At 63.6% G+C, this 18,963-nt stretch carries 19 protein-coding genes and 1 tRNA gene; 10 read left to right on the forward strand and 10 right to left on the reverse strand.

Translation table 11 applies throughout. The features are described 5' to 3' along the window. Positions 1 to 141: 141 nt before the first annotated feature. From SJY40_RS04160 to SJY40_RS04170, 3 genes are all read right to left on the reverse strand, one after another. Positions 142 to 1,431: a DUF6538 domain-containing protein gene (locus tag SJY40_RS04160; protein ID WP_378943090.1), complete on the reverse strand. Its 1,290-nt coding sequence runs from the start codon at positions 1,429 to 1,431 to the stop codon at positions 142 to 144. Between the two features lie 214 nt (positions 1,432 to 1,645). Continuing rightward, positions 1,646 to 1,735: transfer RNA gene (locus SJY40_RS04165), tRNA-Ser, on the reverse strand. A 43-nt stretch (positions 1,736 to 1,778) separates the two neighbouring features. Further along, positions 1,779 to 2,279 carry a hypothetical protein gene (locus SJY40_RS04170; RefSeq protein WP_378943093.1) on the reverse strand — a complete coding sequence of 167 codons (501 nt, stop codon included), beginning with the start codon at positions 2,277 to 2,279 and terminating at the stop codon, positions 1,779 to 1,781. Positions 2,280 to 2,394: 115 nt separating this feature from the next. On the opposite strand from SJY40_RS04170, the gene SJY40_RS04175 reads away from it, so the two are divergent. After that, entirely contained in the window at positions 2,395 to 2,805 is a 411-nt protein-coding gene (locus SJY40_RS04175) for a SufE family protein (RefSeq protein ID WP_378943095.1), read from the forward strand. On the opposite strand, the gene mnmA is transcribed toward SJY40_RS04175, so the two are convergent. Then, positions 2,777 to 3,949 (reverse strand): tRNA 2-thiouridine(34) synthase MnmA, encoded by a 1,173-nt coding sequence (gene mnmA / locus SJY40_RS04180; protein WP_378943097.1) that lies wholly within the window; start codon positions 3,947 to 3,949, stop codon positions 2,777 to 2,779. The two genes, SJY40_RS04175 and mnmA, sit on opposite strands and share 29 nt — an antisense overlap. Before the next feature lie 66 nt (positions 3,950 to 4,015). On the opposite strand from mnmA, the gene SJY40_RS04185 reads away from it, so the two are divergent. The 5 genes from SJY40_RS04185 (at position 4,016) to SJY40_RS04205 (ending at position 9,780) form a co-directional block, all read left to right on the forward strand. After that, a complete protein-coding gene (locus SJY40_RS04185) occupies positions 4,016 to 4,399 on the forward strand; it encodes a DUF1153 domain-containing protein (RefSeq protein WP_378943100.1) in 384 nt (127 codons plus the stop codon). Positions 4,400 to 4,504: 105 nt separating this feature from the next. Continuing rightward, complete coding sequence (ctrA, locus tag SJY40_RS04190) at positions 4,505 to 5,215, forward strand: response regulator transcription factor CtrA (protein ID WP_378943102.1); 711 nt, start codon at positions 4,505 to 4,507, stop codon at positions 5,213 to 5,215. Between the two features lie 116 nt (positions 5,216 to 5,331). Beyond that, positions 5,332 to 7,509 (forward strand): NAD-dependent DNA ligase LigA, encoded by a 2,178-nt coding sequence (gene ligA / locus SJY40_RS04195; RefSeq protein ID WP_378948272.1) that lies wholly within the window; start codon positions 5,332 to 5,334, stop codon positions 7,507 to 7,509. Beyond that, positions 7,506 to 9,602 (forward strand): ATP-dependent DNA helicase RecG, encoded by a 2,097-nt coding sequence (gene recG / locus SJY40_RS04200; protein WP_378943104.1) that lies wholly within the window; start codon positions 7,506 to 7,508, stop codon positions 9,600 to 9,602. The genes ligA and recG overlap by 4 nt, the downstream gene beginning before the upstream one ends. A 19-nt stretch (positions 9,603 to 9,621) precedes the next feature. Beyond that, positions 9,622 to 9,780 carry a hypothetical protein gene (locus SJY40_RS04205; protein ID WP_378943106.1) on the forward strand — a complete coding sequence of 53 codons (159 nt, stop codon included), beginning with the start codon at positions 9,622 to 9,624 and terminating at the stop codon, positions 9,778 to 9,780. Between the two features lie 122 nt (positions 9,781 to 9,902). Here SJY40_RS04205 and SJY40_RS04210 read toward each other — a convergent pair whose 3' ends face one another. Further along, positions 9,903 to 10,340: an iron-sulfur cluster assembly scaffold protein gene (locus SJY40_RS04210; protein WP_378943108.1), complete on the reverse strand. Its 438-nt coding sequence runs from the start codon at positions 10,338 to 10,340 to the stop codon at positions 9,903 to 9,905. A gap of 72 nt (positions 10,341 to 10,412) precedes the next feature. Between SJY40_RS04210 and hisI the strand changes: the two genes are divergently transcribed. Then, positions 10,413 to 10,769 (forward strand): phosphoribosyl-AMP cyclohydrolase, encoded by a 357-nt coding sequence (gene hisI / locus SJY40_RS04215; RefSeq protein ID WP_378943110.1) that lies wholly within the window; start codon positions 10,413 to 10,415, stop codon positions 10,767 to 10,769. Here hisI and gluQRS read toward each other — a convergent pair. From gluQRS to SJY40_RS04230, 3 genes are all read right to left on the reverse strand, one after another. Continuing rightward, the gene (gluQRS, locus tag SJY40_RS04220; protein ID WP_378943113.1) at positions 10,754 to 11,590 is read right to left on the reverse strand and encodes a tRNA glutamyl-Q(34) synthetase GluQRS; all 837 of its coding nucleotides are present in this window, start codon (positions 11,588 to 11,590) and stop codon (positions 10,754 to 10,756) included. The two genes, hisI and gluQRS, sit on opposite strands and share 16 nt — an antisense overlap. Then, positions 11,572 to 12,909: a methylenetetrahydrofolate--tRNA-(uracil(54)-C(5))-methyltransferase (FADH(2)-oxidizing) TrmFO gene (trmFO, locus tag SJY40_RS04225; protein WP_378943115.1), complete on the reverse strand. Its 1,338-nt coding sequence runs from the start codon at positions 12,907 to 12,909 to the stop codon at positions 11,572 to 11,574. Before trmFO ends, gluQRS begins: the two co-directional genes overlap by 19 nt. Before the next feature lie 110 nt (positions 12,910 to 13,019). Beyond that, a complete protein-coding gene (locus tag SJY40_RS04230) occupies positions 13,020 to 13,649 on the reverse strand; it encodes a 50S ribosomal protein L25/general stress protein Ctc (RefSeq protein WP_378943118.1) in 630 nt (209 codons plus the stop codon). A gap of 224 nt (positions 13,650 to 13,873) precedes the next feature. On the opposite strand from SJY40_RS04230, the gene SJY40_RS04235 reads away from it, so the two are divergent. Further along, positions 13,874 to 14,776, forward strand: coding sequence for an acyltransferase family protein (locus tag SJY40_RS04235; RefSeq protein ID WP_378943120.1), 903 nt, complete (start codon positions 13,874 to 13,876; stop codon positions 14,774 to 14,776). On the opposite strand, the gene SJY40_RS04240 is transcribed toward SJY40_RS04235, so the two are convergent. Further along, positions 14,751 to 15,920 carry an L-lactate dehydrogenase gene (locus SJY40_RS04240; RefSeq protein WP_378943123.1) on the reverse strand — a complete coding sequence of 390 codons (1,170 nt, stop codon included), beginning with the start codon at positions 15,918 to 15,920 and terminating at the stop codon, positions 14,751 to 14,753. The genes SJY40_RS04235 and SJY40_RS04240 overlap by 26 nt on opposite strands. A gap of 58 nt (positions 15,921 to 15,978) precedes the next feature. Then, entirely contained in the window at positions 15,979 to 16,239 is a 261-nt protein-coding gene (locus tag SJY40_RS04245; RefSeq protein ID WP_378943125.1) for a hypothetical protein, read from the reverse strand. Positions 16,240 to 16,334: 95 nt separating this feature from the next. Here SJY40_RS04245 and SJY40_RS04250 point away from each other — a divergent pair, with 95 nt between their 5' ends. Continuing rightward, positions 16,335 to 16,922: a TetR/AcrR family transcriptional regulator gene (locus tag SJY40_RS04250; protein WP_378943127.1), complete on the forward strand. Its 588-nt coding sequence runs from the start codon at positions 16,335 to 16,337 to the stop codon at positions 16,920 to 16,922. Positions 16,923 to 16,997: 75 nt separating this feature from the next. Then, on the forward strand, positions 16,998 to 18,917 hold the full coding sequence (dnaG, locus tag SJY40_RS04255; protein WP_378943129.1) for a DNA primase: 1,920 nt from the start codon (positions 16,998 to 17,000) through the stop codon (positions 18,915 to 18,917). The last annotated feature ends 46 nt before the right edge of the window (positions 18,918 to 18,963 follow it).

Genomic DNA, 18,963 nt, shown 5'->3' on the forward strand with positions numbered 1-18,963 from the left:
TCTCCGGCCAGCAGGGGGCGGTAATTACCGAAGAAACCAAAATCAGCCGCGAAAAGATTGAGCACGCCTTGGAAACGGTTTTTGAAATCATCGAACGATCGGGCGTAAGAGTGTGGTTTCCGCTATCGCGCGCAAGGCGGCTCAGATCGCTGCCTTTGCCACCTGTTCCAGCAGAAACTTCAAATCCCCGCCCGAACCATAGCGTTCGCGGCCTAGCGCGTGCCCCAGCATATCGCGGCGCACACGCTCGTCTATTCCAGCCGTCAGCATCCGATCCTCAAATGCGTGCCGCAGCGAGTACATGCTGTGATCTTCCGATTGCAGCAGCTTGTTTCCCCGCAAGAACTTGTTGACCGTCGCGGACAGGCTGGCAGCATTCCGGCTGTAACGTGGGAAGCCGTCACGCGCTTGCTTGAAGGCGTCAAGGCTCACGCCGGTCAGGGGTATCATCCGCTTGCTGTGGGCGTTTTTCAGCAGGCGGTTCGTGTTCTTCTGGATCAGGATATGAGGCACGTTTCCATCAAGTCGGATTTCATCACGCATTAGCCCCGCTCCCTCAGATGGCCGGTATCCGGTGTTGATCATCCCGATCAGGATCAGGCGGGCATCGGTGTTCATGCCTTCCAAGGCGCCAGGGGCTAGTAGCTTGTCGGTAATCCATTCGCGGCTGAACGGTGGGCGAACATCATCTTTCTCCTTGTCGGTGCGCAGCATCAAACCTTCGGTGGTGAAAGACAGACCGATGCCCTTGGATCGTGCCACGCGCTTCCACAATCCCAGCAGGTGCGTGAAGTCCTTATTTGCCGTATCCGGCTTGGCTTCGTCACGCATGACGCGATCCACCCACCACTTGCGGAAGATGAACAGGTCTTCGGTGGTTATCTCATTGATCGGCTTGTCGCCCATGACCTCGATGAAATTCTTGGTCGCGCGCTGACGGGGGCCCTTCCATCGCCTGATCTGGTCCTCGCTCTTGCCGTGCAGGTCTTCGGCGCAGACCTCGGTGGCCAGCGTCAGTGCCTTCGACACGCGTAACTCCGGTGCAGGTGCAAGGCCCAGCAGAGCGTCGGCTTCCTTCTGATCGAACCGCCGCGCACCGTCGCGCACCCCCTCGACCCTCTGTAAGATTTCCTCCAGCGGCAGGGCGGCGACCTCTGACGCGCTCATATACCGGACGCCGCGCAGTTGGGCCAAACGGCGCGCAGCCTCGAATCGTTCTTCCGAATGTCCGTTGTGGCCGTGCTGCTTGGCTTCCCATGCCTCGATCATTTCATTCCAGACCCGCGCCGCCTTGTCTTGCGCGGCTGACTTGCTGTCGGTGTGCAGGCTGACATGGATGATGGTGCGCTTTTCCACGTTCGCGAAGCGCACGGGGACGCGTTTGCGAATATGCCATGTGTTGTCGCGCAGAATGATCGTGATGGGCTTCATGCCAGCGGTATTACACTCGTTATTGGTTCACAACAAATCCCTCTTTGCGAACCGGCTGCGAACTTTGTAGTGCACGGGCGTCAATCGGGCGCGTGGGCCAAAATGTGAACCGAGATGTGAACCAAAAATGGGCGGCGCAGCATCCACTGGCTCCGATCAGCACCATAAATCCTAGAAGTTACTGGGGTTTACCGATTTCGTGGTACTGAAAATCTGGCGGAGGCGGTGGGATTCGAACCCACGGTGGGCTTTCACCCACGTCGGTTTTCAAGACCGGTGCATTAAACCACTCTGCCACGCCTCCGACCTTGGCGGATTAGCGCGGCAGCGCGGGCGGTGCAAGGGACTTAGCGCGACAGTTTGACGACTTGGTTCGCACCGCTGATCTCGACGGCATAGATCTTGCCAAGCTGCAGGAAGCTTAGCGGCAGTCCGACGACGATCTGATCGGTTGCGGGGCTGGCGGGCAGGCGGGCGGCGGGGCTGTCGGCGGGTGGAGGGCTGGCCACGAAGCGCAGGCGCAGGACACCGTCGGCATCGGGGGTCATGCGATTGCCGGGCTGGGGGCGGACCGACATCAGTTCGGCCGAATGATAACCTTTGGTCGGGGCCATGCCGCGCACGACCAGCAGACGTCCCTCGGACAGGGGTTCCCATTCGGCCGACAGGATCTGCGGAACGGCGGGAAGCTGATCGTCAACGGTGACATAGCCGCCCTCGGGCGCCAACGTTGCGGGTGCACTGCGGCCTCCGCCCCAGGACAGCGGGTTCCAACCGCTATCCCCGAACCGTCCGCATCCGGACACCAGCGCGGCGGCGATCAACAGGGGCAGGGTCAGTCTGGTCATGGCGCATCCCTTCGGCATTTGCCCTTGGTGATAGGGGAAACGGGGCGCGCGGAAAAGCCTCTTTGACCTTGGGGCGCGGTCAGGCTAGGCCTTCTTGCGCAAAACGGAGAGACCCATGCCAACCGCCGCTTTCGAGGATATCGCCGAAACGTTCGAATTTCTGGATGACTGGGAAGAACGCTATCGTCATGTGATCGAACTGGGCAAGGCGATGCCCGGTCTGGACGATGCGTTCCATGTGCCCGCCACCAAGGTCGATGGCTGTGCCAGTCAGGTCTGGATCCTGCCGCAGATCGAGGGTAGCCGCTTTGACTTCCAGGGTGACAGCGACGCCATTATCGTGCGCGGGTTGATCGCCGTCCTGCACGCGCTTTATTCGGGGCTGCCGGTGGCCGAGGTCAAGGACGTAGATGCCCCCGCCGCATTGGCACGGCTGGGGCTGGACGAACATCTGTCGGCGCAGCGGTCGAACGGCGTGCGCGCCATGATCGAGCGGATCAGGCTGCTGGCCGCCGACGCAAGCTGATCCAGCCGCCGCCAAGCACCCGCGTGCCTTCGGGTTCATAGAACACGCAGGCCTGTCCGGGGCTGACGCCGTCTTCGGGGTCCAGCAGTTCGACCTCGGCGCGGCGGCCGGGCAGGGGGCGCAGGATCGCGGGGCGCGGCGGGCGCGTGGACCGGATGCGGACAAGGCAGGGGATCTCGCCTTCATAGGCGTCATCGCCCAGCCAATTCACCTCGGTGACATTGACCGTCTTGGTGGAGAGGGCCGAGCGAGGCCCGACGACCACGCGGCGCGTTTCGGGCTCCAGCCGCACGACATACAGCGGATCGCCCAGACCGCCGATGCCCAAACCACGGCGCTGACCGATGGTATAATGGATCACCCCGCGATGGGTGCCCAGCACGTTGCCGTTGTCGTCGACGATCTCGCCGGGATCGGCCGCGCCGGGACGCAGCTTTTCGATGACGGCGGCGTAATCGCCGTTCGGGACAAAGCAGATGTCCTGACTGTCGGGCTTGTCAGCGACCGACAATCCGTATTCAGCCGCCAGCGCGCGGGTTTCATCCTTGCTGACCAGATGGCCCAAGGGAAAGCGCAGGTAATCAAGCTGCTCCTGCGTGGTCGAGAACAGGAAATAGCTTTGGTCGCGGTTCGGGTCGGCAGCCATATGCAGTTCGGCGCGGGCGGCGCCGTCCTTGCGCTGGATGTAATGGCCGGTCGCCATGCAATCGGCATCCAGATCGCGTGCAGTATCCAGCAGGTCGCGGAACTTGACGCGTTCGTTGCAGCGGATGCAGGGAACGGGGGTCGCGCCCGCCAGATAGGCATCGGCGAATTCGTCGATCACGGATTCGCGGAACTTGTTTTCATAGTCCAGAACGTAATGCGGAAAGCCCATGCGCTCGGCCACGCGGCGGGCGTCATGGATGTCCTGACCGGCGCAGCAGGCGCCTTTTTTGGCCAGCGCCGCCCCGTGATCGTAAAGCTGCAAGGTGACGCCGATCACGTCATAGCCTTCGGATTTCAGCTGTGCTGCCACGACCGAACTGTCAACGCCCCCCGACATCGCCACGACCACGCGCGTTTCCGCAGGCGGCTTTGCAAAGCCAAGGCTGTTCAATTCGGTATCGCGCGCTTCGGCGCGTTCGGCGGCAATCATGGTCATCGGGTGATCTTTCGCCCCCGCGGGGCTTTGGGCGTGCAGTGCTGAATTGCATCAAAATATATGTAAATGCCCTGCATTCTCAACCCCGCGCGGGGCAGAAAAGCCATTGCGGCTAACCCGGACTTAAAAGCTTTGCGTCACGAACAGAGGGACAAGAAGAAAAGGACGGCATCTATGTTCGTGAAGAAAACGACCGGACCGCGCATCGCAGCGCTTGATGACGGGCGCATCATCAGCGTGGCGGACCTGCCATTGCCGCAGACCAGGTGGGTGGCCAGCCGCAAGCAGATCGTCGTGCAGGCCGTGCAGAACGACCTGATTTCGCGCGACGATGCCCTGCGACGCTATGGCCTGTCACCCGAGGAATTCGACAGCTGGTGCATGGCGTTCGAAAAGCACGGTGCTCCGGCTTTGAAGACGACTTCGATTCAAAAGTATAGACAACTTTAGGTTGTTCTATCATGCATGGGGAACAGGGCCGGTAAACCGCATATTAACCTATTCATCAGAATGTCGGCCCATGACATTGCGGCGAATCGGGGGAAATGATCAGCCATGCGCATTCTTTTGGTAGAAGACGATCCCAGCACGGCACGTGCGATCGAATTGATGCTGACGGCAGCCAGCTACAACGTGTTCCTGACGGACATGGGCGAGGAAGGCATCGACCTTGCCAAGCTGTACGACTATGATCTGATCCTGCTGGATCTGGACCTGCCCGACATGCACGGGATGGAGGTTCTGCGTCACCTGCGCCTTGCGCGCATCGACACGCCGATCCTTATCCTGACGGGCTCGGATGATACCGAAAGCAAGCTGCGCGGGTTCGGTTTCGGAGCCGACGACTATATGACCAAGCCCTTCAATCGCGAAGAGCTGCAGGCCCGCATCCAGGCCATCATCCGCCGGTCCAAGGGGCACAGCCAGGCCCTGATCCGCACCGGAGAGATCACGGTCAATCTGGACGCGCGCTCGGTCGAGGTGAAGGGCAAGCCGGTTAACCTGACGGGCAAGGAATACCAGATTCTGGAACTGCTGAGCCTGCGCAAGGGCACCACGCTGACCAAGGAGATGTTCCTGAACCATCTTTATGGCGGAATGGATGAACCGGAACTGAAGATCATCGACGTCTTCATCTGCAAGTTGCGCAAAAAGCTTTCCGAGGCCTTGGGCGGTGAAAACCATATCGAGACCGTCTGGGGCAGGGGCTATGTCCTGCGCGATCCGTCGTCCGGGGCCGATCAGCGCATGGCGATCGGCGCCTGATCTGCAAGCTGATTGTCCGCCGGCGCTGGACGATCGCGTCACCTTGGGCGATACCCTGATCTGACAAGGACCTTTGGCCGGATGCGTTCCGGCCATGCCGAGCCAGAGAGGACATGATGGCGCAAAATGTGGCAGGGCGGCCGCCCGTAGCGGATCTGGATCACGATCAGGCCGCGTCCGAAATCGCGGAGCTGACGGCGCAGGTCGCCGCCGCCAACACGGCCTATCACACGCAGGATGCGCCGATCATCCCGGATGCCGATTACGATGCCGCCAAGGCGCGGCTGACGCAGCTGGAACAGGCATTCCCCGATCTGGCCCCTGTCGACAGCCCCACCACACAGGTGGGCGCCGCCCCCGCCGAGGGCTTCGGCAAGATCACCCATGCGCAACGGATGATGTCGCTTGGCAATGCCTTCACGGATGAGGACGTTTCGGATTTCCTGGGCCGCATCCGCAGTTTTCTTGGCCTTGCAGCCGACGCACCGCTGCAGGTTACGGCGGAACCCAAGATCGACGGGCTGTCGCTGTCCCTGCGCTATGAAAAGGGCAGGTTGGTTCAGGCGGCGACGCGGGGCGATGGCTCGGTCGGTGAAAATGTCACCGCCAATGCCGGCACCATCGACGACATTCCGCAGGTTCTGACCGGTGATGTGCCCGATATCCTCGAGGTGCGTGGCGAGGTCTATATGACCCATACCGACTTCGAGACGCTGAACAGCGCCGAAGGCGGCCGCGTCTTCGCTAACCCGCGCAACGCCGCCGCCGGTTCGCTGCGCCAGATCGACCCCAAGGTGACGGCCAGCCGTCCGCTTCGCTTTTTCGCCTATAGCTGGGGTGAACTGTCCGAACCCCTGGCACCCACGCAGATGCAGGCCGTCCAGCGGCTGGCGGACTTGGGCTTCCAGACGAACCCCTTGACGGAACTATGCGACGATGCCGCTGGTCTGATCGCGGTCTGGGCGGGGATCGAACAGCAGCGCGCGACCTTGGGCTATGACATCGATGGTGTCGTCTACAAGGTGAACGATCTGTCCTATCAGACGCGTCTGGGGTTCCGGGCGACCACGCCGCGGTGGGCCATCGCGCATAAGTTTCCCGCTGAAACCGCCTGGACGCGCCTGCACCGGATCGAGATTCAGGTCGGACGCACCGGGGCCCTGTCGCCCGTCGCGCGACTGGAGCCGGTGACCGTCGGTGGCGTCGTCGTGTCGAACGCGACGCTGCACAACGAGGATTACATCGCCGGTCGCGACAACACCGGTGCCGCGATCCGCGAGGGACGTGACATCCGCGAAGGGGATTGGGTCAAGGTCTATCGCGCGGGCGATGTCATCCCCAAGATCGCCGATGTCGATCTGGCGCGGCGGCAAAGCGATGCGGCCTATGTCTTTCCGACGCATTGCCCGGAATGCGGATCGGAAGCCATCCGCGAACCGGGCGACAGCGTCCGGCGCTGTATGGGCGGCATGATCTGCCCCGCGCAGGCGGTCGAAAAGCTGAAGCATTTCGTCAGCCGCGCCGCCTTCGACATCGACGGTCTGGGTGCCAAGCAGATCGAGATGTTCTTTGCCGATCCTGCCCTGCCCATCCGCGAACCTGCCGATATCTTCACGCTTGAGGCGCGCGACAAGGCGCAGCTGGCCCGCCTGAAGAACCGTGACGGCTTTGGTGAACGCTCGGCCCGCAAGCTGTTCGACGCCATCGACGACAAGCGCGCGATCCCCTTGTCGCGTCTGCTCTTCGCACTTGGCATCCGGCATCTGGGTGAGGTCGCAGGTGCCACATTGGCCCGTCATTTCGGGACCTGGGAGGCGCTGGTCACGGCCATCGACGGCGCGGCCTGCGAACCCGCCTTCAAAGCCACGGACGACAAGGAACGGCGCGCGGTTCTGGCCGACAGCCCGCATTGGGCGGAGCTGACCGGTATCGACGGCATCGGTGGCGTGCTGGTCAATTCGCTGGTCACGACCTTCAGCCAGCCTGCCGAACGCGACGGCATCGATCGCCTTTTGTCGCAGCTGACGGTTCAGCCGGTTGCGGCCACGGCCAGCGCACAGACCGAAGTTTCGGGCAAGACGCTGGTCTTTACCGGCACCTTGGAACGCATGTCCCGCGCCGAGGCCAAGGCGAAAGCCGAGGCGATGGGTGCCAAGGTCGCCGGATCGGTCAGCGCCAAGACCGATCTGCTGATCGCGGGACCGGGTGCGGGCTCGAAGGCGACCAAAGCTGCCGATCTGGGGGTCAAGGTCATCGACGAAGACGAATGGCTGCGCATCGCGGGGGCCGAATGACCCAGCCCAAGGGCCGCCCGCCCGCCCTGTTCCCACTGTTTGCCAGCATCGATACGCTTGCCGGTATCGGCCCCAAGGGCCGTGCCGCGCTGGAACAGATGGGGGTCGAAAAACCCCGTGATCTGGTGATGACCTTGCCCGCCAGCGGCATCACCCGCCGCCGCATCACCGCCCTGTCCGAGGCCCGCGCGCCCGAGATCGTGACGATCGCCGTCACCATCCTGCGGCATCACCCGCCTCAGGTCCGCGGCAGGCCGTGGCGTGTGCATTGCAGTGATGGAACCACGGACCTGACACTGGTCTTCTTCCGCCCGCGCGAAAACTGGATCGAAGGGCAGCTGCCCGTCGGACAGCGCCGCATCGTTAGCGGCAAGTTGGAGCTGTTCGACGGGCATGCCCAGATCGTCCACCCCGACCATATCCTGTCGGAAGCCGATCCCCTGCCGCCTCAGTTCGAGCCTGTCTATCCATTGTCGGCAGGGCTGACCCAAGGCGTGATGACGAAATCGGTCAAGGCGGCGTTGCAGCTGGTGCCGCAGATTCAGGAATGGATCGACCCGCAGTTGATCGTTGACCGCAAATGGCCCGGGTTTCTTGACGCGCTGGCACAGGCCCATGCACCGCAATCGCCTGCGGATATGTCGCCCGACAGTCCCGCGCGTGCGCGGCTGGCATATGACGAATTTCTGGCGCATCAGATGACACTGGCGCTGGTGCGCCGCGAAAAGCGTCGTCTGAAGGGCCGACCCAGCCAAGGCGATGGGCGCTTGCGGCGTGCGGTTCTGGACCATCTGCCATGGCCCCCCACGGGCGCGCAAAGCCGGGCCACGCAGGAAATCGCAGACGACATGGCCAGCGACCGCCGCATGAACCGCCTGCTGCAGGGCGATGTCGGGGCGGGGAAAACGCTGGTCGCCATGCTGTCAGCGCTTGTCGCGGTCGAAGCGGGCGGTCAGGCCGTGCTGATGGCCCCGACCGAAATTCTGGCCCGCCAGCACGCCCGCGCCCTTGAACCCTTGGCGCGCGCGGCAGGGGTCCGGTTGGCGGCACTGACGGGGCGCGACAAGACCGCGACGCGCCAGCAGATCCTGACCGATCTGGCCGATGGCAGCATCGATATTCTGGTCGGCACCCATGCGGTCTTCCAGAAGGACGTGCATTTCCACGACCTGCGGCTGGCGATCATCGACGAACAGCATCGCTTTGGCGTCGGCCAGCGGCTGGAGCTGTCGGCCAAGGGCATCGTTCCCCCCGATATGCTGATCATGACCGCGACGCCGATTCCGCGGTCGCTGGCGCTGTCGCAATATGGCGATCTGGACGTCTCGGTGCTGGATGAAAAACCGCCCGGGCGTCAGCCGATCACGACGGTGATGATCAGCGACCAGCGGTTGGATCAGGTGACCGACCGGCTGAAGGCCGCCTTGGCGCAGGGCGCGCGGGCCTATTGGGTCTGCCCGCTGGTCGATGAAAGCGAGGTCAGCGATCTGACCGCCGCCGAGGCGCGTTTCACCACGCTGCGCGCGCAGTTCGGCGATCTGGTGCGCATGGTCCACGGCCAGATGCCCACCGATCAGCGCGATGCTGCCATGGCCGATTTCGCATCCGGCGCGGCACAGGTTCTGGTGGCGACCACGGTGATCGAGGTTGGCGTCGATGTCCCCGAAGCCACGATTATGGTCATCGAGCGCGCCGAAAGCTTCGGCCTTTCGCAGTTGCACCAGCTGCGGGGCAGGGTGGGGCGCGGAACGGGGGCCTCGACCTGTCTGCTGATGTATCACGCGCCGCTGAACGAAACCGGAGCGCGCCGCCTGACCACCCTGCGCGACACCGAGGACGGTTTCCGCATCGCGCAGGTCGATCTGGAGATGCGCGGCGCGGGGGATGTGATCGGCACCGCCCAATCAGGCCTGCCGCGGTTCCGCATCGCCGATCTGGAACACCAGTCCGGCCTGATGGCCGTGGCCCGCAATGACGCGCGCGCGCTGCTGGAGCGTGATCCCGGTTTGGACAGCCCGCGCGGCATCGCCATGCGCCATCTGATGTGGCTGATGCAGCAGGATCAGGCGATTCGATTGGTTCAGGTCGGCTGACAAACAGAATGTTCTTAAAATGTTCTTTACAGAATTGTTGGAACATGAGAACAAAGCAGCAACGGAAAAGGAGTTGCTGCCCATGACCCGCGATTTTATTTGTGACCTTGTTGGCGTTACAGCCCTTGCGACGACGACCGTCGTGACGCTTTGGCTGCCCGCGATCTTGCAAGCCTAGACTGTTTCGTCTGCCCCGCGTTGCGATGCGGCGCCACGCCTGTGCGCCGCCACTGTCCAGCACGCGCAACTTGACCGGCCCTGGCAGGGGCCGGTTTTTTTATTGCTATTGTCTGGAAAAGGTCAGGCGGCGGCTTTGTCCATTGCCTCGATCGTCGCGTCCCATGCCAGCAGGATCGAGGCGTGGCGGTTGGGATAGGCGCGCGCGGGGATCAGCGCCTCGAGGTCGGCAAAGGGTGCCGCGGGGGGCTGGCCTTCGTCGCGCAGCATGGCGCGCAACTGATCGCGCACTGCAACGACCGTGTCCCGATCCAACCCGATCACCGCCTGTCCCAGCACCGATGCCGAGGCCTGACCAAGCGCGCAGGCCCGTACCTCTTGCGCGAAATCCGAAATTGCCCCATCCGTCACGGACAGATGCACCGTCACCGAGGACCCGCATTGCGGCGACCGTTTCAGAACGCTGGCCTGCGCGTCCTCCAGCTTGCCCTGATGGGGGATCGCCGTGGTCAGCGCCAGAATACGGCGTGAATAAAGCTGCATGAGGTCGCTGTCGGCCATAATCTGTCCTGCGGTCTTTTCGGCACCTGTTCTCAGGGTTAGATAGGTATGCGCCCCGCGAAAGGAAACCCGATGTTCGACCCCCTCAGCCTGAAATATGATGCCAAGGGCCTGATCCCCGTGATCGCGCAGGACGAAACCTCGTCCGAGGTGCTGATGATGGCATGGATGAACGCCGAGGCCGTCGCCAAGACGCTGGACAGCGGGCGCGTCACCTATTGGTCGCGGTCGCGCCAGTCCTTTTGGGTCAAGGGCGAAAGCTCGGGCAATGTGCAGGAACTGGTCGAGATGCGGGTCGATTGCGACAGCGACTGCCTGCTGGTTTTGGTGCGCCAGACGGGCCCCGCCTGCCACACCAACCGCCGCAACTGCTTTTACACCGCCATCCGCGACGGGGCCGAGGTCGAGATCCTTCAGCCGATGTCCTGAAGCCCGACCATGGCGCGGATATCGGCGGGGGTCGCGCCTTCGTCGCGGTAATGGCGGATGGCGCGGGCGTCGTCGCGCTTGGCCAGCCGCTTGCCTGCATCGTCGCGGATCAGGCGGTGGTGCAGATAGATGGGAGTGGGAAGGTCCAGCAGGCGCTGCATCAGGACGTGGATCCATGTGCTGTCGAACAGATCCTTGCCGCGCGTGACCAAGGTGATCCCCTGCGCCGCATCATCGACGACGACCGCCAGATGATAGGATGTTCCCATCCCGCGCCGTGACAGGATGACATCACCGATGCCGTCGTGGAACTGGCGGCGGGTCATCTGATGCGCGGTGCCCTGATCGACAAAGCCAATCTGGTCGATCCCAAACGCGTCAAAGGCCCGCCCGACATCCAGCCGGATCACGTCATCGGGGCTGGCTTCGGCCATGCTGCGGTGGCGACAGGTGCCGGGATAGATCAGCCCATCGGGACCGGCGGGCAGGACGCCTTCCTGTGGGGCTGAAAGGGCCGCACGGATGTCGCCGCGACGGCAGCAGCAGGGATAGGTCAGCGGTGCCAGCCGCCCCAAAGCGTCCCGATAGGCGCCCATCCGGTCCGACTGGAGCATGACGGGGCGCGGCCAGTCCAGCCCCAGCCATGCCAGATCGTCATAGATCGCCTGTTCATATTCCGCCTTGCAGCGGTCGCGGTCGATATCCTCGATCCGCAGCAGAAAATCCCCCGCCCGCGCCGCCGTCAGCGCCGAGAACGCATGCCCGAGGTGCAAAAGCCCCGTGGGCGAGGGCGCAAAGCGCGTTACTGGTCGGCCAGCCATGCGTTGAAATCATCCTTGGCGCGCTGCGTATAGGCGGGATAGCGGTCCTTGCGGCCACGGCGACCGCTGCGGCCTTCCTCGACCGGGGGGAACAGGCCGAAGTTCACGTTCATCGGCTGGAAGGTCTTGGCCTCGGCCCCACCGGTGATGTGGTTGACCAGCGCGCCCATTGAGGTCGTATAGGCGGGCGGTGCAAGATCCTGACCCTTGGCCTGCGCGGCAGCCATCCGGCCTGCCAGCAGACCCATCGCGGCGCTTTCGACATAGCCCTCGACGCCCGTCACCTGGCCGGCAAAGCGCAGGTTCGGCTGCGACTTCATGCGCATCCGGTCGTCCAGCAGCGTCGGCGAATTGAGGAAGCTGTTGCGGTGGATGCCGCCAAGGCGCGCAAAGCTGGCGTCCTGCAGGCCGGGGATCATGCGGAACACTTCGGTCTGGGCGCCGTATTTCATCTTGGTCTGGAAGCCGACGATATTATAAAGCGTTCCCAACGCGTTATCACGGCGAAGTTGAACTACTGCATAAGCTTTTTCATCGGGCTTATGGACGTTAGTCAGGCCGACCGGTTTCATCGGGCCAAAGCGCAATGTCTCACGACCGCGTTCGGCCATCACCTCGATCGGCAGGCAGCCGTCGAAGTAGCCGGCGGTCTCGCCTTCGCGGAACTCGGTCTTGTCGGCGGCCAGAAGGGCGTCAATAAACGCCTCGTACTGGTCCTTGGTCATCGGGCAGTTGATATAGGCGCGCTGTTCTTCCAGCGTCTCGCCCTTGTCGTAACGGCTCTGTTCCCAGGCGATCGACATGTCGATGGTATCGGCATGGACGATGGGGGCGATGGCGTCGAAGAAGGCCAGCGCCTCGGATCCGGTGATGCCGCGAATGGCACCGGCCAGCGCGTCCGAGGTCAGCGGTCCCGTCGCCACGATCCAATTACCTTCGGTCGGCAGTTCGGTGATTTCGCCGGGCACGATGGTGATCAACGGTTCGGCCTGCAGGGCGGCGGTGACAGAGGCGGAAAACGCCTCGCGGTCAACGGCTAGCGCGCCACCTGCGGGCAGCTTGTGCTTGTCGGCCATGGCCATGATCAGACCGCCCGCGGCGCGCATTTCCCAATGCAGCTGGCCGACGGCATTCATCACGTCGTCATCGGACCGGAAGCTGTTGGAACAAACCATTTCGGCACAATCGCCGGATTTATGGGCGAAGGTTTCGACCGTCGGGCGCATTTCATGCAGCACGACGGGAACGCCTGCGCGCGCGATCTGCCAAGCGGCCTCTGATCCGGCAAGGCCGGCACCGATGATATGGACGGGTTCCATGCGGATCTCCTGCAAGGGATGCGGGGCGGGGCTAACAAAGCCTGTCCCAAAAGGAAAGGGGCGGCGCCAGTGGCACCGCCCCATAGGTCATGCGACCCAAGCGCGCGGGATCATTCTTCCGCAGCGGCCTCGGCTTCTTCGCCTTCCGAGTCATCGCCTTCCGAACGCAGAGCGGACGGAGCAGCGATGTTGGCGACGACGAAGTCGCGGTCGATGGTCGGCTTGGCGCCTTCCGGCAGCTTGACGCTGCTGATGTGGATCGAGGTGCCGATATCGACGCCTTCCAGGTCGACGGTGATGTGGTCGGGGATATCGCCCGCGGTCACGATCATTTCGACTTCGTTGCGAACCGTCACCAGCGTACCGCCCTTGCGCAGGCCGGGGCATTTGTCTTCGTTGATGAATTCAACGGGGATGAACAGGTTCACCTTCGAGGTGCGACGCAGGCGCATGAAGTCGATGTGGATCGGCAGATCCTTGACGACGTCGCGCTGAACGCCACGGCAGATGACGCGAACGTCTTCCTGGCCTTCGACCTTCAGGTTCCACAGCGTGGACATGAAACGGCCTTTGCGCAGCTGCGTCAGCAGCTTGTTGAAGTCAAACGCGATCGCAGCCGGCTCGACGCCGTTGCCATACACGATACCGGGCACCTTGCCGTCACGGCGAGCTTGGCGGGCGGCCCCCTTGCCTGTCCCCGCGCGTGCCTCAGCCACCAGATCCGGAATCTCTTTGGCCATGTTATCTATCCTTAAACATATGTGATGACGCCGTCCTCCAAGGGTGCACGGCGACCAAGCGGTGCCCATAACGCAATCATGCCGTCTTGTGAAGGACGAAAATGACGTTCGCGTGTCCCGCGCGGGCAGGGCGCAACGACGGTTTGACTTGGCGCGACAATCGCAGATAACGCCCTTGTTCAACAGCTTGTCGGGAACGGAGGCGACACGTGCAAGGCAGGGTCATGTCGATCGATTATCTGCGCGTCCTCTTGGCAGGATTCGTCGTGCTGGGACATTCTGGCTTTGCCCGCGATGCCATCGGCGACACCGGGCTGGCGGTCGGCAACAGCATCCTGCGCGTGGCGGTGCCGGTCTTCACGATCATCGCGGGCTATTTCCTGGCCGCGACCCTGCGTCGGGGTCGGCTGTCGCCCTGGGTGGGGCAGCTGCTGGTGATGTATGCCATCTGGTCGCTGATCTATCTGCTGTTCCTGTGGCCCTATTTCAGTGCGCGTCCGGTGGGTGACACCCTGCGCGAACTGGCTCTGGGCTTCATGCATTTGTGGTTCCTGCAGGGCATTGCCATCGCGGGCATCATGCTGGGTGCGTTTCGCATGATCGGGCGGCGGGCGGTCATTGCCTCGGCCATCGGCTTTGCACTGCTGGGGCTGGCGCTGCAATACGCCCACATGACCGGCCTGTCGCAGGTCCCGATCGAGCATTACCGCAATGGGCCAATGTATCTATATCCCTATCTGGCGATGGGTTGGCTGTTGGCCGAAGGCGCGCGAATGCGTTTGGTCGAGCTGGCTGCCGCGGTGGGTCTGGCCCTGACCGTGGCCGAGAACATGTTCTGGATCGCGCGCCTTGGCGATGACCCGCTGCTGGAGATCCCCCTGGGCCATTTCCTGCTGTGCCCGGCGATCTTCCTGCTGGTCCGGCGCATTCCGATGCCCGCAACGACCCTGCCCCTGGGGGCTGCTGCTGCGGGCATCTATGTCATGCATGTGATCGTGCTGCAGGGCCTGCCGCTGATCGGAGTGGACGACCTGCTGGTCGCCGTGGTGCTGGGGATCGCGCTGCCATTCGCCGTCATCTGGGCGCGGCAGGCGATCCGGATCAGGCGATCGGGTATTCGTCCGTGAAGCCACGCGGGATCAGCACATTCTGCGGCCCGACATTCTTCAGATCACGTTCGCCGCACAGCGCCATGCTGATGTCCAGTTCCTTGCGGATGACCTCCAGCGCGGTGGTGACGCCTGCCTCGCCCATGGCGCCAAGGCCGTGGATATAGGCGCGCCCGATCCAGGTCGCATGCGCCCCAAGCGCCAGCGCCTTCAGTACGTCCTGACCCGATCGGATGCCGCTGTCCATATGCACCTCGACCCGGTCGCCGACGGCCTTGACGATATGCGGCAGCATCCTGATCGACGACAGCGCCCCGTCCAGCTGACGCCCGCCATGATTGCTGACGATGATCGCATCCGCGCCAAAATCGGCGGCGATGCGCGCGTCTTCAGGGTCCAGAATGCCCTTCAGGATCAGCTTGCCGCCCCACATCTCGCGGATGCGGGCGACCTTTTCCCAGTCCAGCTTGGGGTCGAACTGCTTGTGCGTCCAATCCATCAGCGAACTGGTGTCGCCGACACCCTTGGCATGGCCGACAATATTGCCGAAGAAGCGGCGCTTGGTCTTCAGCATCCCCATGCCCCACCGCCAGCGCGTGGACAGGTCCAGCATCGTCGGCAGCGTCATCTTGGGTGGCGTGGACAGCCCGTTCTTCAGGTCCTTGTGGCGCTGCCCCAAAATCTGCAGATCCAGCGTCAGCACCAGCGCGCTGCAATTCGCGGCCTTGGCCCGTTCGATGATGGCCGACAGGAAATCCTGATCCTTCATCACGTACAGCTGGAACATGAAGGGTTTGGTCGTATGCGCGGCCACATCCTCGATCGAGCAGATGGACATGGTCGACAGCGTATAGGGCACGCCGAACTTCTCGGCGGCGCGGGCGGCGTGAATCTCGCCGTCGGCATGCTGCATCCCGGTCATGCCGACGGGGGCCAGACCCACCGGCATCGTCACCGGCATTCCGATCATGTCGCCGGCCAGCTTGCGGTCGGTCATGTCCACGGCGACCTTCTGGCGCAGCTTCAGCCGTGCAAAATCGGTCGTGTTCTCGCGGAAGGTCTGTTCGGTATAGCTGCCCGATTCCGCATAGTCATAGAACATCTTGGGCGTTCTTGCGCGGTGCAACGCCTTGAGATCCTCGATCGAGGTGATCACTCCCATGTCGCCCATCCTCCCCATGTGCAGGCAAATTGGTAGCAGCGCCCCCGATGTCGTGCAATCACCGCATCGCGGCGCGGCGCAGTTCTTCGGGAACGACGGGTCCCTGCAGGGCGCGGGCACGGGCGCGCAAAGCCTCGGCACGCGATATGGTGGCGGCTTCGACCGGGGCGGGGTCGGCGACGGCGGTTTGCGCGTGGACCGGCACCGCAGGTTCGGCCAGCAGCTGGCTGGTCGGCAGCAGTTCGGGGTAATCGCCCTCGCCTCCGCAGGCGGCAAGGGTCGCGACAAGGATCAGCGCAAGGCGAAGGGTATGTGTCATGGCCGCAGGTTACGCGCAGGCCGGGGCGGCGGCAACTGCCCTGATGCCCTGCCACGATGCCTTTTCACCGCCCCCCGCGCGGGCTAGAACGGCGCATGGCCCGCACCCAAGGTTCCCGCGCCGAAATCACCGGCCCCCTGCTTCGCGACGAAGCCCGCCGCCTGTTCGCGCGACAGGGCTATGCGGCCGTGTCCATGCGCCAGATCGCGGCGGCGGTGGGTGTGCAGGCGGGGGCGCTCTATGCCTATACGCCCGACAAGCAGGCGCTGCTGCACGATCTGCTGGAAAGCCATATGCAGGACCTGTTGGCGGCCTGGACCGATACGCCCGGCGCCGATCCGCTGGCGCGCCTGGAACGCTTTGTCCGCTTCCACATCGGCTTCAGTCTGGACAATTCCGACGCGGTCTTTCTGTCCTACATGGAGCTGCGAAATCTGGCCCCCGACAATTTCGCCCGCATCACCGCGCTGCGCGGTCATTACGAAGCCGCGCTCGAGGCCATCATACGCGACGGCATCGCATCGGGTGCCATGCAGGTCGAGGACCCCAAGCTAACCACCCTGGCGCTGATCGCCATGTTGACCGGCGTCACCAACTGGTATCGTGAAGGCGGGCGCCTTGATCGTGACCGGATCGCTGATATCTACTGGGGACTTGCACGCGGAGCCGTAGGCGCGCATTGATCGCGTCTTCTCTGTTGCCCAAATACCCATTCCGCCCCGCTTGCCGCAGGGCGCATCATTGCAGATAATCACCCCATGGCCCTACCTCCCGGTTTCCTTGACGAGATTCGCAATCGCGTTCCGATCAGTCGCGTGATCGGCAAGAAGGTCGTGTGGGATCTGCGCAAGTCGAACCAGGCGCGGGGCGACTGGTGGGCGCCGTGCCCTTTCCATCAGGAAAAATCGGCCAGCTTCCACTGTGATGATCAGAAGGGCTTCTATTATTGCTTTGGCTGTCAGGCCAAAGGCGACGCCCTGACCTTCCTGCGCGAGGCGGACGGTCTGGAATTCATGGATGCCGTCAAGCTGCTGGCTGCCGAAGCCGGGCTGCAGATGCCCGAACCCGACCCCCGCGCCCGCGAACGCACAGATCATCGCAGCAAGCTGCTGGAGGTGACCGAGGCCGCCTGTCGCTGGTTCCGCCTGCAACTGCAGACATCATCCGCCGCTGCCGCGCGCGACTATCTGGACCGCCGGGGGCTGGACGCGGCCACGCTGGAACGCTTCGAGATCGGCTTCGCCCCCGACAGCCGTCAGGCGCTGAGCACGGCCCTGCGCGACAAGGGCTTTGATGAATCGCTGATCATCCAGTCGGGCATGTCCGCCAAGCCCGACAATGGCGGCGCGATCTATGACCGTTTCCGCGACCGCATCATCTTTCCGATCCGCGACGGGCAGGGGCGCTGCATCGGCTTTGGCGGTCGCGCGATGGACCCGAACGCGCGGGCGAAATACCTGAATAGCCCGGAAACGCCGCTGTTCGACAAGGGGCGCAACCTTTACAATCTGGGCCCTGCGCGCAGTGCCGTGGCCAAGGGGCAGCGTCTTGTCGTCGCCGAAGGCTATATGGATGTGATCGCCCTTGCCCGGGCGGGCTTCGAAGGGGCGGTCGCGCCCTTGGGAACAGCCATCACGGAAGACCAGTTGCGCCTGATGTGGCGTGTCTCGCCCGAACCGATCATCGCGCTGGACGGCGATGCGGCGGGACAGCGGGCGGCGCAACGGCTGATCGATCTGGCGCTGCCGATGACGGGGCCGGGGCAGGCGCTGCGCTTTGTCATCCTGCCGGTGGGGCAGGACCCCGATGATCTGATCAAATCGGCGGGGCCGGGGGCGATGGGGGCGTTGCTGGATGGTGCCAAGCCGCTGCTGGACCTGCTGTGGACGCGCGAAACCGAAGGGCAGGTCTTTGACAGCCCCGAACGCAAGGCCGCGCTGGACCGCCGCCTGCAGGAAGCCGTCGCCCGCATTCCCGACGAACTGACGCGTGGCCATTACACCGAAGAGATCCGCCGCAAGCGCTGGGAAGCCTTTGGTGGCGGTGCCCGCAAGAAGACCCAAAGCAACTGGCAGCCCAACAATGGCCGCAATGCGAACGGCAAACGGGGGGCGCAGCCCTCGATCCCGCGCGGGCCGTTGCCGCCTGCCAATCTGAACATGCCCGAACATGGCGAGGACCTGCTGGAAGGTGCGGCCCTGCTGATCTGCGCGCTGCGGCCTTCGATGGTGGGCATGGTCGAGGCGCGGCTGGAACGCCTGGTCCCGCGCAACGCCGATCGCGGCGCGCTGCTTCACGATCTGCTGACCCAGGGCGAAAGCCAGATGGGACGGCGCTGCCTTGAAACTCTGCGCCGCGACGCCCATTTGGGTCTGACCCCGAACGTGATCCAGCAACAAGAGGACACCGCCGCCTCCGCAATCCTGCAGAACCTTCTGGACCGGCTGGAAGCGGCCCGTGCCACAAGCCACGAACTGGCCCGCGCCGAAAGCGAGATCCAGGGCGAGGCCGATGAAGGTCTGACATGGCGCATCAGCCAGACCACCCGGGCGCGTCACCTTGCCGAACGCCCCGAACTGGAAACCAGCGGCGACATGGACGAAGACCGCAATGCCCTGTCGGCCCAATTGTCGGGCTGGCTGGACGGGCAGATCTGGCGCAAACCCTCGGGTCGGTGACCATGGGCGGTGATTGCGAATCACCGGATGTCCGGATTGCGAATTA

Origin of the sequence: Paracoccus sp. R86501 (assembly GCF_042466435.1) — a bacterium.
In the GTDB taxonomy this organism is placed as follows: Bacteria; Pseudomonadota; Alphaproteobacteria; order Rhodobacterales; family Rhodobacteraceae; genus Paracoccus.